The following is a 14,333-nucleotide window of genomic DNA, read 5'->3' on the forward strand; positions in this document are numbered from 1 at the left end:
ATCGCTCTACTAGTTTGAGGGTGAATCTGGGCGCTTTCCAGAATTTGCTCAACTCTTTATTCGCAAGCTAGAAAAACCAGGAATTGAAGCAGTTAGTCAATACTTAGACTCGCAACCTCAACTTAAACTAGCAGATCCAGAAGTTGCTGCTCGAATCTTTGTGGGAACACTCGTTCATTTCGTCCTTATTCAAAAAGTCCTGCATGGTCAAGATCTTTTACCGATGGAACGCGATCGCTTAATTAATGGAGTGCTTGACCTGATTTGCCGTTAAACTGCTTAGTTCAATCTCACAGCTAACTATAAAAGTCTTCTTGTGACAACCAAGTTTGGACAACACGACCAGTTAATGTTTGTCCCAACCAAGGGGTATTAGTAGAAAGCGATTTTAGTGTTTGTGGCTCTACCGCCCACTTCTGCTGAGGATCGAAAAGAATCATTTCTGCAGCGGTGTTAGGAGAAATAGTACTAGGTCTTTGTTGTAAACAATGAGTCGGATAAGTGCTGAGACTGCGCCATAATTCAACTGCTGACCATTCACTCGTTTCTACAAGATTTTGCCACAGCAAAGGTAAGGCTAACTCTAGACCAATTGCGCCAGGAGGAGCTTCAGCAAAAGCAACGGTTTTTTCTTCGTAGGTATAAGGAGTATGATCGATAGCGATCGCATCTATAGTTCCTGAACGTACCCCCTGACGTAGTGCCTGAACATCGACAGTATTGCCCAAAGGTGGTTCTAATCGCAGATGCGGATTGTAACTTTTTATCGCTTGAGTATCGCGGAGCAAGTGCATCCAAGTCGTACTTGCAGTAATTGGTAAACCTCGTGCTTTTGCCGCCTGAATTAATTCGACACTGCGTGCAGTCGAAACCCGCATAATATGTACCGGAGTACCAATCGCAGCGACAACTTCCAGAATAGCAACCAATGCAGCAGTTTCAGCGATCGCCGGATTTCCTGGCAATCCAAAGCGAACTGATTGAGTACCTTCGCGCATCACACCATTGCCTGCCAAGTGCGAATCACACGCCCAAAGCGCAACAGACTTGTTGATTGGTTTAATGTATTCCAGCAAGCGCCGTAGTAGTGCTAAATTTTCAATCGCGCGACCATCGGCAAAACCGACTACATGAGATTCGCTGGCTAACTCTGCTAATTCGGTCATTTGTTGACCTTTAACACCAAGCGTAAGTGCTGCCCAAAAATTAATCTTAACTGCGGCTGCTTTTTCTATCTGTTGTAGCCGAGTTAACACTGACAGGTTATCAATTGCAGGCATAGTATCCGGCAAAATATGCAATCGAGTAAAACCGCCAGCCGTTGCAGATGCAACTAGCGATCGCCAAGTCTCTCGTTCTTCAAAACCTGGCTCACCGGAGTGGCTATACAAATCTACCAATCCAGGTCCTAATACAAGCCCGCGACAACTACGCACCTGCGTATCTGTTGGATAATCAGAAATATTTTCCTGTAATGCTTGAATAACACCATCAGCAACTAAAACATCAACCACCTTATCGGTATTCGATACAGGATCAATTACTCGAACTTGTTGTAGTAGTTCACTCTTCATGAATTTTACTTGGATACAGATTGCTCACCTGACACCAATTACTCAGTACTTTACAACGCCCCTGCGGCAGTTTTATCAAGAACACCTCCACCAAGATGAGTTGTGATATTCATGGCTTGCAGTACAGGTAAACCTGCTGCACCTTGCGGATAGTCAATTACACTAACAGCCCCATTTCCTTGACGGAAGTTCCAGAAATGAGCAGGTGATAACCCTAAAACGTGACAAAGTAGCACTTTATTTGTCGCATCATGCGCTACGACTAGTGCAGTAGTTTGACTTGCTGCTGAATCAAGAATACTCCGCCACGCAGCGACACTACGTTGCCAGACTTGCTGTAAATTCTCGCCTTGGGGCATTTGGACTTCTGCTGGTGCTGTCCGCCATTGATGTAATTCACCTGGGAAAGCTTGCTCAATTTCTGCTTCTAATTTACCTTCCCAAAGTCCGTGATTAATCTCTTGGAGATCGGCATGTAAGTGCAGTTGAATTTTAGAATGATGCTGCAAAATAATCTCCGCTGTTTCTTTAGGACGCAGCATCGGGCTACTGAGTGCAAAATCTAGTTGGACATTTTTTAGAAATTCTGCAGCTTTTTGTGCCTGTTGCCGACCACGATCATTAAGCGGAACATCGATTTGCCCCTGAAACCGTGTTTGGCGATTCCATTCAGTTTCACCGTGGCGAACAAGTAGAAGGCGCTGCCCTTGATGATTTGGTCGTAGTGAAGGTAAAACTTCACCTAAATGAGCAGTTTGATTGAGTGATTCTAGCTGTACCGCTCCCCACTTGCTGTCTTTTTGATGTGAGGGAGTCGCCGGATCAAAGTTTAATACTGTGACATTACAGTTCGATTGCTGTATCGAGTGGTAACGTTGAGGTGAAATTCCTAAAGCAGTACTAATCAAAGCGCGGTTAATGCCATTGTGCCCAACGATGAGAATTGTTTCTCCTGCATGACGCGGCAAAGTTTCTTCCCAGAATTGCTTTGCCTGTTCGTACAAACTGAGGATTGGGAAATATTCGTTGTTTTCACGCGATTGAACTACCATGACAAGTTGCTCTGGATGTTCATGCCACAGACGGTAAGCATCAGGAAATTTCTCACGTACCTCAGATGAAACCATTCCTTCCCATAAAGGCAAATCAACTTCCATCAAGTTACTGGAAGGTTGGGGCTTTAGTGATGTAGCCAAGCTGCAGATTATTTCTGCTGTGTGTTTTGCTCGCTGTAGGGGACTCGTATAAACGGCAGCAAAATTTAAGTGACTCAGCGCAGCACCAACTTTACGAGCATCGTTTTGCCCTTTTTCAGTTAAAGTTGACACATCACTACGACCCTGAATGCGCTTTTCAGTGTTGTAGCTGCTTTGACCGTGACGCACAATGATTACACGAGTGGTCAATCTAGTTATCCTCCAACAGCACTTCTGTTACCTAGCTCACTGCATTCGCAGCACAGGCAAGCCAGCGTTATTTTAACGTGCGATGAACACTTGTTAACAAGAGAATTAGTGATTAGTGGTTAGTTTTGAATTTTGAGTTTTGTTAGCGTAGCGGTGCCTTAGCACGTTTTAAATTGAAGAATTTCTTAACTCTCTTAAACTCATAACTCAGTACTCAACACTTCACGACTCTTGTGTCCCCTGCCTCTCTCAATCCTTGCTATCATTCCACAAGGGTGCGAATCGCGCTCTCAATCAGGCTGTAATGGGAGGATTGATGACAATTAAGCGGATCATCTTAAGTTTGCTAACAGTAGTTGCAATCTTGTTTGCTGGTGCGTCTTTGTGGGAAAGCTGGCAACAACCACAAATTCAAAGTCGTTTGGAACTGTACCAAGCAAATTTACTTTTACATGCGCAAGAGTGGCAACCTCAAGGCGATGACAGCGCGAGTCTCAGCAATGCCCGCAGTGCTTTACTCGGAGAACAACCGCTTAATTCCGCATTAGAGCAATATCAAGAAGCAAGAACATCGGCGCAGATTAACTTAGACAAAGCTAACAATCAACTTAAACAGGTGCAGTCGGAACCTGTAACTACCCCTGCGACTCCTAAGCCACAGTCAGAAATTGCGCCGATTACCGATACTTCCCGTCTGCGCCAGCAGCAACAATTGCAACAATCCCGCGCTCAGTTGCAACAACTAATTGCTGAATTAGATCTACGGCTGGGACTTCTACAGGTACAGCAAGGACAAACAAATACCGCAATTCAAACTTGGACAAACTTTCAACAGCAAGTTAATAATCAACAGCAAGCTGTGCTCGCCGAAACTGCTACTGTTTTGATTGGACTTTGGAGCGATCCTCCTCGGATAATACCCGATGCAGAACAACTACTTCAAAATAACTTGGATGGTTGGTTTCGCTATCGTGCTCTATCTCAACTTTATCAAATCCAGCAACGCCAAGATACCCTGACACAATTACAAGCAACGGAACAAGCAACAGCGCAGCAAGCTTTAATCAAACTCGCATTTATCGGGAGTTTACCAGCTTTCGGTGGCATAGTAGGTATTGGGTTACTGCTATTTTTATGCGCCCAGCGCTTATTGAAAGGCAAAGATGCGCTATTAGCACAAAATGAAGATGCGCGTTGGTCAACTCCTTGGACTGGTGAAACTGTTTGGCAGGTGTTTATTCTCGGTTTTTTCTTTATGGGTCAAATTGTTGTCCCTTTGGGATTTGCGCTACTGCAAATTAGACCACCTTCAGGTTCAGGCGTGCGCGTTCAGGCTTTTTATATTTTGACAACTTACCTAACAGTAGCTTTGGGTGGGTTAATAGTGCTAGTTTTATCGATTAAACCCTTTTTTCCCTTGCCCAAAAATTGGTTTCGCTTTGACTTACAAGGAAATTGGTTTTTATGGGGATTAGGAGGTTATTGTGCTGCATTACCACTAGTTGTGATTGTGTCACTGATTAATCAACAAATCTGGCAAGGGCAAGGAGGTAGTAACCCGCTATTATCTTTAGCATTGCAGGCACAAGATCAAGTAGCACTGGCAATTTTCTTTTTCACCGCGGCGATCGCCGCGCCAATCTTTGAGGAATTACTGTTTCGTGGTTTTCTTTTACCCTCGCTGACACGCTATGTATCTGTTTGGGGCGCAATTGTTCTTAGTTCGTTGCTGTTTGCGGTTGCACACCTTAGCGTCGCCGAAATTTTGCCGCTGACAGTTTTAGGAATGGTCTTGGGTGTTGTTTATACGCGATCGCGTAATCTCCTCGCACCGATGCTACTCCATAGTCTTTGGAATAGTGGCACTCTTCTTAGTCTTTTTATCTTAGGTAGCAGTTCTACTTAAGTTGGATGAAAATAAACGTCACTTAAGCGCTGTTACCGGTCAATAGTCAGTGAAACAACAATCTTAACCATGAACCCGCATCAAACGTGCAGTTAATAATAACGCCCACTTCCTTAGTAGTGTATCTCTAATCGTAAAACATAACGCCCTAGTTGCACTTGTGACCACAATTCATACTCAATTCGCAGTTGCTGCGGTAAGGGATGACTCACTAAAGTTAACTGCTTAGTAAAATTACGCAGTTGCAGCATATTTTCGCTACCTTGAAAAAATCCGTTTCCTAACCAATAGCGGCTAGTTCCGTAAACTCCACGTTCCCAAAAGTGACGATAGCAAACTTGGTTTTCTGCTTGTCTAGTCATAATCACTCTATAAGGTGAAATTTCAAACCAAAGAAGACTGGGGCTAGTGGATGGATGCAGAGTTTTCCTTGAAGGTTCTGAGATCAAAAGATGAAAACTTTCACGATCTTTTTGTTCTAACGTAGCTGCAGTTTGCACAACGTACCGTAAGGGTAAATCTGTAGAAATGAGTGAGAGTGATACTGGTTGACGGTAACGAGTCAGCATGAGCAAAAAGACCGCATGGCTAGTACAGCGCTAGTTTATCTTGAACAAGACTTATACAACTGTTCTTAAAGCAAAGCTTAATACCATTACACCTAAGCACGCAGGATGAACATCAGGTGTATGTAAAATGTGTTGCAACAATTGTTAATTACGATGCTTTGAAAAAGATTTCGTATGGAGAACAGAAACATTGCATAAAACCTGATGGCAGAATTGGCTCAATACCAGGAACTACACTAGAGTACTGCGATTGATAAGCTTCTAAAGCCTTAATTTTTTTGTTAATGACATTATTAATTGGTAATCTATATACGTTGGCAAGCTCTACTGATTTGAAATCAAGTTGATGTGGTACCCAACGCGTCCATACAGGATACTGCAACACTTCAATAGGTAAGTTTGATTTTTGCACTGCAGCTTGTACTAAAGCATAAGTCTCTTTATGGTCAGGGTGAATATCTTGTTTATAGGGTATGTACACCTCTTGCGGTTGGCGATCGCGTAACAACTGTACTAGTTGATCAATAGTTTGCTGACGTTCTCTAGCAGATAATTGCAATAAACCACCATCAGGTTTACCAAGAAAGTGAATTGCAGATGGCAAAACACCAAGAGTTCTAAGGGCGGCGATCGCTTCTTGTTGACGAGTTTGTACTAACTGATCGGGGCAAATTTGCGGATAATCTGCATAGGATGCCCTACCATCTGTTAAAAATACAACATCTAAGGGAACTCCCTGCTCGCACTTTAAAGCAATTGCGCCACCACAACCTAATGTTTCATCATCTTGGTGGGGTGCAAAGACGATTGCTGATTTTTGATTTGAGGCGATCGCTTTGCTTTTCTTATACAACCACCATAAATAAATAAATCGAGATTTTAAGAGTAACCGCTGTTTGATTTTTTGATAGTATTTGTTAACCAACATATTTTCTAGTTAGCTGTAATAATTTTTACTTCTTGGTTGTTCTTCGGCAGTACATTATTTTTAAATGTCATATTCTGAGAATACTTAATACTTCCTTTTAAAAGTCCAATATTCCAACCAAGTATCCACACCCATTCTGCAAATATACTTTTATTTTTAAGGTGAAAGATAATTTTTATGGGATATAATAAGACCTTTATTAGATAACCAAATACTACAAAATTACTAACTGAAACGCCATATAGTAAGCGGAGGTAGATATGGCTTTCAGCCCAATTTTTTCCTTGTTTATGAATATCTTTTAATGTATGGCGCAGGCGAATTTGAGCTACAGCATCTTCAATAAAATGCAGTTGAGTACCTGTTAGTTGAACCCTGAAACAATAGTCAGTATCTTCGGCATATATTAAGTTTTCGTTAAATCCGCCCACAGCTTGATGTAATACTTTTTTAATACCAAGATTTCCACTTCCAGCAAAAGGTAGATAAGGTGAAAACTCATACTGCGAAAGTCCAGCTTTTTGAACCTGAAAGATCTCGCTGTTAATTAGCCATGACTCGTTGAGTTGAGTGTAATCAAATCGTCCAGCTACAAAATCATACTGCAAAAGTGCTTCTCCCATTGCAGTTAGCCAGCCTGGTTCAACTCGATCGTCTGCATCACAAAATAGTAGTGCTTCTCCAGTTGCAGCTTTTACACCAGCATTGCGTGCATAAGCAGCACCAGGGCGATCGCTTGCATAAATTAACCGGAGGTTTGGGATTTGTTTTTGATATTTTTCAACAATTGCAACTGAATTATCCGTGGAGCCATTATCAACAACAATAATCTCCCAGGCATCTTTCCATGTTTGATTTGCCAGTGCTTCTAATTGCACAGCAATTGTTTCTGCTGCATTATAACAAGGAATAATAACACTTATATTCATCTTCTTTTAATTAAACTAATTTGCTTTTTTTTACTTAGTAAGTATATTTTTTATGATGTTTTGATACTAAGATTTAATACAAGTAAAATCTTTTTCAAAGTTTGAAATTATCAATAAATATCTTCAGCTTATGTTTTTATTAAATTCAAATAGTATTAACAAACTCTTACCTTGAGATTATGTATGCAAATATACTGACAGGTGGGCAAAAAAAAGTAAACTGTGGCACTGCTACTTAAACAATGCCTTTACATTGTTGGTCGTTTTATGAATTTTTAGTGAGAAGACATGAAGGCTGATACTTTACTAAATACGGTTAGACTAATGTTGCAGGTAGCTCAGAGTTTAGGATTAGGCAAGACTAAAGTACCTAAGTGCTAATACTGCGGTAGGATAAAACGCACGCATATTACGTGAGTTTATCCCCATGTCGGTTGTCATCACGCAAGAAACGACGAATCGTCAACAAAATCTCATTATCAAGACTGCAGCTGGATTATCTTTACAAGGTCGTATCCGAGTTCCAGGGGATAAATCTATTTCCCATCGGGCTTTGATGTTAGGTGCGATCGCCTCTGGTGAGACGCGCATTCAAGGTTTATTGCTAGGTGAAGATCCGCGCAGTACTGCAAGCTGTTTTCAAGCTTTGGGCGCGGAAATTTCTGAGTTAAATACGGAATTAGTCACTGTTAAGGGTATTGGGTTAGGGCAATTACAAGAACCAGTTGATGTTCTAGATGCTGGAAACTCTGGAACAACACTACGGTTAATGCTGGGAATTTTAGCTTCACATCCTGGGCGATTTTTTGCCGTTACGGGCGATCATTCGTTGCGATCGCGCCCGATGTCGCGTGTCGTGAAACCATTACAACAAATGGGGGCGCAAATTTGGGGACGTCAAGCAAATTCTTTAGCCCCGTTAGCAATTCAAGGACAAACGCTACAACCCATTCATTACAATTCTCCGATTGCTTCTGCACAAGTCAAATCATGTATTCTGCTAGCAGGACTGATGACTGCCGGAGAAACAACCATCACCGAACCTGCATTATCTCGCGATCATAGCGAACGAATGCTACAAGCTTTTGGCGCACAACTCAACATCGATCCGGAAACGCATAGTGTTACAGTAACTGGTCCAGCCCAATTGCAAGGACAAAGCGTGATTGTTCCTGGTGATATTAGTTCTGCAGCTTTTTGGCTAGTTGCAGCAGCAATTGTTCCTGATTCAGAATTGGTTATTGAAAATGTGGGTGTCAATCCCACGCGCACAGGTATTCTAGAAGCATTATCGATGATGAACGCGGATGTTCAGTTAGAAAATCAACGGTTAGTTGCGGGCGAACCTGTAGCAGATTTGCGCGTCCGTTCGAGTAAACTTAAAAGTTGCACGATCGCTGGCGATTTGATTCCGCGATTAATTGATGAGATTCCAATTCTTGCAGTAGCTGCGGTTTTTGCCCAGGGAACAACAGTCATTCGCGATGCAGCTGAATTGCGAGTCAAAGAAAGCGATCGCATTGCAGTCATGGCAAATCAACTGCAACACATGGGGGCTAATGCGATCGAACTTCCTGATGGTTTAGAAATTGTTGGGGGAACTCCGCTTACAGGTACAGATGTCGATAGTCATACCGATCATCGCATTGCGATGAGTTTAGCGATCGCTGCCCTTAGTAGTGCAGGAACTACCACCATTCATCGTGCAGAAGCGGCAGCTATTTCCTATCCAGATTTTGTGCCCACACTCGAACAAGTTTGTCGTACTTAAGTTTTTACTCGCTTATTCGTAAAGAACCATGAATATTTTGAATAATGTTAGGTGCTGCGGTATTTTCTGCGGCATAAAAACTCGCGATGTAAATGGTTTCATTAGACTTATAGCGAATAATAGTTAAAACTGAGTTTGCACCAAAGCGATCGCTAACCCATAGTGTTAATGCTTCTCTACTATGAATTTTTGGTTGTTCTTTGCGAGATATTTGAGACACTTCAACTTCAGAATTAAGCATTTGGTTCGTGAGAAATTCAAACGAACTGGGTTCAATACGAACATCTGTTTTAATTAAATCAGGAGGAAATTTACCTATGCCATTCTTTGCAGGTGGTAATCTCATAATAATCACTAATTCTCTTCGCAAACGCTCAACAAACCAATTGGTTGGATATTGAATAGTATAAGTATTGCGTTCTGCATAAGTTTGCCATTGGGGATTTATTTGGCTAGTTTGATCGGGAAGAAGCTTGTTATGTATAATAATTTGAAAGAGAAAGATGACTCCTAATCCTGCTATAGTTGCTAACCCTAGGAGTATCAGTTTGAGTTTCATGTTTGATTGAAAAAATAACGTAGGTCGCTGTTAGTACCTACGTAGATGATTAAGAATTTTTTTTCGTTTTTACACTTGCAAAGTAGCGCCTAAGCGATAGCGATTATGCGGTGCATCTAAGTCAAGAACTGGTCCTTTTGGTACAATGCGCGTCGGATTAACTTTCGGATGACTCATGTAGTAGTGCTGTTTAATATGGTCAAAGTTGCACGTTTCTTTGACTCCTTTTTGTTGGTAAAGGTCTTTTAGGTAATTCCAAAGATTAGGATAATCCGCAATTCGCCGCAAGTTACACTTGAAATGAACGTAGTAAACAGGGTCAAAGCGCAGTAGTGTTGTGAACATACACCAATCGGCTTCAGTTAAGCGATCGCCACATAAATAACGCTGTTCAGATAAGACTTTTTCCCAGTAATCTAATGCTTGAAACAATTCTGTAACTGCTTCTTCATATGCAGATTGAGTTGTCGCAAAACCTGCACGGTAAACTCCGTTATTCACAGGTTGATAAATCGCGTCAATCGTTTCGTCAATTTTTTCCTGTAAGTATTGTGGATAGAAATGAATATCCTGTGTGGCATAAGCTTCAAACTCAGTATCCAACATCCGGATAATTTCGCGGGATTCATTATTAACAATTGTGCCAGTTTCCTTATCCCATAAAACAGGTACAGTCACTCTACCACTGTAGTCAGGCTCAGCTTTTAGGTAGACTTCCCACAAGTAATTTGTATTGTTAACTGTATCCGGAATACTCCCTGGTTCATCTTCAGAAAATTCCCAGCTATTTTGATCGATAACCGGTGCAACAACCGAAAGACCAATAACATCTTCTAAACCTTTTAAGCGCCGCATAATCGCGGTACGGTGCGCCCAAGGGCAAGCCCAGGAGATATAAAGATGGTAACGTCCTGGTTCAGCTTTAAAACCACTTGAACCGTCAGCAGTAATGGTGTCACGGAAGGTAGTTGAAGGACGCACAAACCGTCCTCCTTCATCCTCTTGTTCGCGTTCTGGCACCCACTTGCCATCAATGAGAACACCCAAACCCATTGTAAGAATCTCCTTTTATAGCTTGCTGTGAATTAACAGCAGTTATCACTTAAGTAAACGACACAACTTTCTACTCCCCACATTCATATCTTAAAAATTACAGTAATTACTCTTCAACATTCAATATTTGTGGCACTTTGAAGTATTCGCCCTCTTGTTCCGGCGCACTACTGAGAATTGCAGCGCGTTCCTGATAAGGTTGTAGTTCATCAGGACGTGTCACATTTTTTACCTCAATTGCTCTTGCTGTTGGTGGTACGTCAGTGACATCTAGTTCACTAAGTTGTTCAAAGTAATCTAGAATGCTACTCAATTGCGTGGTGAATTGCTCTTCCTCTTGTGGAGTCAACTCTAATCGAGCCAGAAGCGCCACTTTTCGGACTTGTTCGCGATCAATCATAGATAGAAGGTAACGGGTAATTGGTAATTGGTGATAGATAATGGAATCACACTGAGCTTTCTACTCACTAGTCACTCTTTCACTAGCAACTAGCCAATTCAAAACTCATAATTCAAAACTCAAAACTCAAAACTAGCCACTCACCACTCACTAAAAGTTCTCGTGCATTCTACCAGTTGTTTTCAGCCAGTTTTGCGCTTCTAGGTAGTTATTGGGGGCGATGCTAATAGCCCTTCTCCAATAATCAGCAGCTTGGTCGAATAAAGCTTCTGCACCGTCATTGTCACCTACTTCTTTAGCTCTTTCGCCTTGGTAGTGGTAAATTACCGCGATATTATTGAGTGCTTGGATCAGACGGGGATTTGTTTCTAGTGACTCGTGATAGTAGTTTAGAGCTTTTTCGTGTTCGCCATTACTTGCGTGAATTAAGGCAATGTTGTAGAAGATGTAACTGCGATCGTATGGGTCTTCTTCTAATTCTAAAGCTTCGTTGTAGTTATCCAACGCTTCAGCGTAGTCTCCATCAGCTTGGGCTGCCATCCCATCACGGTAGTAAACAAAAGCTTCTTTGGCTTTTTTATTCGCAGGCAAAACCTTGAGAATCAGATCCGCCATGACGGTAAATGATTTATCGATAAAGTTGTCGTTACGTTGAGTTCTTGGCATATCTGCCTCTAGATTACTAAAGAGTGTCTGCTATTAATTGCTTCCAAGGATATTGTAGTTGAGAGCAGAGTAGACATTAGGCGATCGCACTAGAATTCAATTGTTATATGGCTTCAGAATACTGGAGAGAGATTAGTTGATAAGTTTTGTGTTGGCACTCAGCATAGAATCAGTCATCCCTATGAGAAAAGTAGAAGTTGTTCCCCATAATCCCAAGTGGCGAGATGCCTTTGCACAAGAAAAACAGCAAATCTGGCAAACGCTTAGTGACAATATAGTTGCGATTCACCATATTGGCAGCACTGCAATACCTAATATTTACGCAAAACCGATTATTGATTTGTTGGTGGAGGTAAAAGCGATCGCAAAAATAGATCGATGCAATCCATCAATGGTAGCTTTAGGCTATGAAGCGATGGGTGAGTTTGGTATTCCAGGTCGCCGTTTCTTTCGCAAAAACGATGCAGTAGGTGTCAGAACACATCATGTGCATACATTTGAAGTTGGCGAACCACAAGTGGAGAAACATCTAGTATTCAGAGATTACATGATTGCCCATCAGGAAGACGCACAGCAATATAGCGAGTTGAAGCGCGAGTTAGCAAGAAAGCATCCGCATGACATTGATAGTTACATGGATGGGAAGGACGAATTTATTCAACAGATGAGTGCAAAAGCAGCCAAGTGGCATGAACAGATGCCCTCTGACTAAAGTCAGGGCTACCCAATTAAAGTATATTTTTTTACAATAAATACAAGAGATTTAGCAGTAATTCCACGATAGTAAACTTTGTTTATAAGCAGCGGATTTATTCGCAACCGCATTTATACAGGAGATCTATTGAACTAACGTTAATATTGAACAACTAATGAAAATAATGAGATGACAGAAGAGCAAAAGATTGCTTATGCTTTCCCTAAACTACGCTGTAGCTTTGGCGATCGCTCAATTGTTCCAGATATTGCGGTCTTCCAGTGGCAAAGATATTGGTAACATTCTTCACTGTTTACAACATGGAAGTCGATTAGGTTAGTTTATCGATCCAGACGATCGCAGTGTATTAGTTTTTCTACCAGGTTAGCAACCGGAATTGAAACAAAAGCGCGATCGCCTACCAGTGCTAGCAGAAATTCCCCTAGAGTTAACTACAGCAAAGGTTTTTGATTGGCTGAAAATGGCAAAATCACTTTAATGTTTGTTCAATGCTGGCTTCGGCATGATGAACAAGCGATCGCAAATTCTCTAGCATCTCGCGATCGACATTCTGCCACAAACCGCGTTGGTGGGCTTCTAGTAGTCTTTCAGCCATATCGCGCAACGCCCAAGGGTTTTTTTGTTGAATAAACTGCTGAACATCAGGGTCGAATAAGTACGCGGTAGCAATTCCCTGATACATATGATCTTCAACACAATTAGCCGTAGCGTCGTAGGCAAATAAATAATCTACCGTCGCCGCCATTTCAAATGCACCTTTATAACCGTGACGCATGACTCCCGCAATCCATTTCGGGTTAATAACGCGAGAACGATAAACGCGGGCAATTTCTTCTTTTAGTTGACGTACGCGAGGGTTTGCTGGAATTGAATTGTCACCAAAATAAGTTTGCGGGTTTTTCCCCTGTAGAGAACGTACTGCTGCGGTTAAACCGCCCTGAAATTGATAATAATCGTCCGAATCGAGTAAATCGTGTTCGCGGTTGTCTTGATTGTGTAGAACAATTTGCATTTGCTTTAGGCGCTGTGCAAAAGCTTCGGGAACTGCACATCCTTCAGTTGATCGCGAGTAAGCATAGCTACTCCAATTAATATAAGCACGCGCTAAATCTGCATCATCGTGCCAGTTTTGCGCTTCGATTAAGCCTTGGAGTCCCGCACCATACGCACCAGGTTTTGAGCCAAAAATGCGATAGCGCGATCGCATCTCAGCTTGTTCTAAACTCAACCCCTCTGCTTGCCATAATTGTGTTTCTTGGTGAACTTGCGCAGCTATTGGGTTTTGTTCAGGTGGTTCATCGAGTGCGGCTACGGCTGTAACTGCGGTGTCGAACAAATCAATTAAATTCGCAAAAGCATCGCGGAAAAAGCCTGAAATTCTCAAAGTGACATCGACGCGCGGACGTCCTAACACTGAAAGCGGTAAAACTTCCAAATCAACAACCCGTCGCGAGATACCATCCCATACAGGTTGCACTCCCAACAACGCCAACGCTTCGGCAATATCATCACCGCCAGTCCGCATTGTTGAAGTTCCCCAAATCGACAAACCTAAAGTTTTGGGATACTCGCCATTGTCTTGTGTATAACGTTCAACCAAAGCCTCCGCAGCTTTGCGCCCAATATCCCAAGCCGTTTCTGTTGGAATTGCCCGAATATCAACCGAGTAAAAATTGCGGCCAGTCGGTAATACTTCCGGACGACCGCGAGTCGGCGCACCCGCAGCCCCACTCGGAACATACCGCCCATCCAAACCGCGTAATAAGTTCGTAATTTCTTGTTGTGTTTGTTGGAGTGCAGGTAAGAGGCGATCGCGTATCCAGTGGAGAATAGGGGTGAGGATTGAGGGGTGAGGGG

Annotated in this window: 13 protein-coding genes and 1 pseudogene; 4 read left to right on the top strand and 10 right to left on the bottom strand. The window is 42.2% G+C overall.

The features are described from left to right. Positions 1-31: 31 nt before the first annotated feature. Positions 32-274 (top strand): annotated as a pseudogene (locus IQ230_RS17810) (TetR/AcrR family transcriptional regulator C-terminal domain-containing protein); the annotation flags it as partial. A gap of 22 nt (positions 275-296) precedes the next feature. Here IQ230_RS17810 and IQ230_RS17815 read toward each other — a convergent pair. Further along, the gene (locus tag IQ230_RS17815) at positions 297-1,574 is read right to left on the bottom strand and encodes a dihydroorotase (RefSeq protein ID WP_193933615.1); all 1,278 of its coding nucleotides are present in this window, start codon (positions 1,572-1,574) and stop codon (positions 297-299) included. A 50-nt stretch (positions 1,575-1,624) separates the two neighbouring features. Next, positions 1,625-2,980: a histidine phosphatase family protein gene (locus IQ230_RS17820; RefSeq protein WP_193933616.1), complete on the bottom strand. Its 1,356-nt coding sequence runs from the start codon at positions 2,978-2,980 to the stop codon at positions 1,625-1,627. Positions 2,981-3,296: 316 nt separating this feature from the next. Here IQ230_RS17820 and IQ230_RS17825 point away from each other — a divergent pair, with 316 nt between their 5' ends. Next, positions 3,297-4,886, top strand: coding sequence for a CPBP family intramembrane glutamic endopeptidase (locus IQ230_RS17825; protein ID WP_193933617.1), 1,590 nt, complete (start codon positions 3,297-3,299; stop codon positions 4,884-4,886). 113 nt (positions 4,887-4,999) lie between these two features. Here IQ230_RS17825 and IQ230_RS17830 read toward each other — a convergent pair whose 3' ends face one another. From IQ230_RS17830 to IQ230_RS17840, 3 genes are all read right to left on the bottom strand, one after another. After that, entirely contained in the window at positions 5,000-5,455 is a 456-nt protein-coding gene (locus IQ230_RS17830; protein ID WP_193933618.1) for a hypothetical protein, read from the bottom strand. 148 nt (positions 5,456-5,603) lie between these two features. Next, positions 5,604-6,383: a PIG-L deacetylase family protein gene (locus tag IQ230_RS17835; RefSeq protein ID WP_193933619.1), complete on the bottom strand. Its 780-nt coding sequence runs from the start codon at positions 6,381-6,383 to the stop codon at positions 5,604-5,606. A 5-nt stretch (positions 6,384-6,388) separates the two neighbouring features. Next, on the bottom strand, positions 6,389-7,312 hold the full coding sequence (locus IQ230_RS17840) for a glycosyltransferase (RefSeq protein WP_193933620.1): 924 nt from the start codon (positions 7,310-7,312) through the stop codon (positions 6,389-6,391). A 427-nt stretch (positions 7,313-7,739) separates the two neighbouring features. On the opposite strand from IQ230_RS17840, the gene aroA reads away from it, so the two are divergent. Further along, positions 7,740-9,083 carry a 3-phosphoshikimate 1-carboxyvinyltransferase gene (gene aroA, locus IQ230_RS17845; RefSeq protein ID WP_193933621.1) on the top strand — a complete coding sequence of 448 codons (1,344 nt, stop codon included), beginning with the start codon at positions 7,740-7,742 and terminating at the stop codon, positions 9,081-9,083. 4 nt (positions 9,084-9,087) lie between these two features. On the opposite strand, the gene IQ230_RS17850 is transcribed toward aroA, so the two are convergent. The 4 genes from IQ230_RS17850 to IQ230_RS17865 form a co-directional block, all read right to left on the bottom strand. Then, positions 9,088-9,642: a PsbP-related protein gene (locus IQ230_RS17850; RefSeq protein ID WP_193933622.1), complete on the bottom strand. Its 555-nt coding sequence runs from the start codon at positions 9,640-9,642 to the stop codon at positions 9,088-9,090. 69 nt (positions 9,643-9,711) lie between these two features. Beyond that, entirely contained in the window at positions 9,712-10,695 is a 984-nt protein-coding gene (locus tag IQ230_RS17855) for a glutathione S-transferase family protein (protein WP_193933623.1), read from the bottom strand. Between the two features lie 106 nt (positions 10,696-10,801). Beyond that, a complete protein-coding gene (gene gatC, locus IQ230_RS17860; RefSeq protein WP_099701121.1) occupies positions 10,802-11,095 on the bottom strand; it encodes an Asp-tRNA(Asn)/Glu-tRNA(Gln) amidotransferase subunit GatC in 294 nt (97 codons plus the stop codon). 150 nt (positions 11,096-11,245) lie between these two features. After that, positions 11,246-11,761 carry a photosystem I assembly protein Ycf3 gene (locus IQ230_RS17865; protein WP_193933624.1) on the bottom strand — a complete coding sequence of 172 codons (516 nt, stop codon included), beginning with the start codon at positions 11,759-11,761 and terminating at the stop codon, positions 11,246-11,248. Positions 11,762-11,942: 181 nt separating this feature from the next. Between IQ230_RS17865 and IQ230_RS17870 the strand changes: the two genes are divergently transcribed. After that, entirely contained in the window at positions 11,943-12,473 is a 531-nt protein-coding gene (locus tag IQ230_RS17870; RefSeq protein WP_193933625.1) for a GrpB family protein, read from the top strand. Between the two features lie 472 nt (positions 12,474-12,945). Here the strand turns inward: IQ230_RS17870 and IQ230_RS17875 are convergent. Continuing rightward, the coding region (locus IQ230_RS17875) for a cobaltochelatase subunit CobN (RefSeq protein ID WP_193933626.1) at positions 12,946-14,333 on the bottom strand (1,388 nt) is incomplete at its 5' end.

The sequence above is a fragment of the Gloeocapsopsis crepidinum LEGE 06123 genome (genome assembly GCF_015207655.1).
In the GTDB taxonomy this organism is placed as follows: Bacteria; Cyanobacteriota; Cyanobacteriia; order Cyanobacteriales; family Chroococcidiopsidaceae; genus Gloeocapsopsis; species Gloeocapsopsis crepidinum.

Coding starts and splice junctions, on each gene's coding strand:
- IQ230_RS17815 (WP_193933615.1), bottom strand. CDS start 1,574: ATGAAGAGTGAACTACTACAACAAGTTCGAGTAATTGATCCTGTATCG.
- IQ230_RS17825 (WP_193933617.1), top strand. CDS start 3,297: ATGACAATTAAGCGGATCATCTTAAGTTTGCTAACAGTAGTTGCAATC.
- IQ230_RS17830 (WP_193933618.1), bottom strand. CDS start 5,455: ATGCTGACTCGTTACCGTCAACCAGTATCACTCTCACTCATTTCTACA.
- IQ230_RS17835 (WP_193933619.1), bottom strand. CDS start 6,383: ATGTTGGTTAACAAATACTATCAAAAAATCAAACAGCGGTTACTCTTA.
- IQ230_RS17840 (WP_193933620.1), bottom strand. CDS start 7,312: ATGAATATAAGTGTTATTATTCCTTGTTATAATGCAGCAGAAACAATT.
- aroA (WP_193933621.1), top strand. CDS start 7,740: ATGTCGGTTGTCATCACGCAAGAAACGACGAATCGTCAACAAAATCTC.
- IQ230_RS17850 (WP_193933622.1), bottom strand. CDS start 9,642: ATGAAACTCAAACTGATACTCCTAGGGTTAGCAACTATAGCAGGATTA.
- IQ230_RS17855 (WP_193933623.1), bottom strand. CDS start 10,695: ATGGGTTTGGGTGTTCTCATTGATGGCAAGTGGGTGCCAGAACGCGAA.
- gatC (WP_099701121.1), bottom strand. CDS start 11,095: ATGATTGATCGCGAACAAGTCCGAAAAGTGGCGCTTCTGGCTCGATTA.
- IQ230_RS17865 (WP_193933624.1), bottom strand. CDS start 11,761: ATGCCAAGAACTCAACGTAACGACAACTTTATCGATAAATCATTTACC.
- IQ230_RS17870 (WP_193933625.1), top strand. CDS start 11,943: ATGAGAAAAGTAGAAGTTGTTCCCCATAATCCCAAGTGGCGAGATGCC.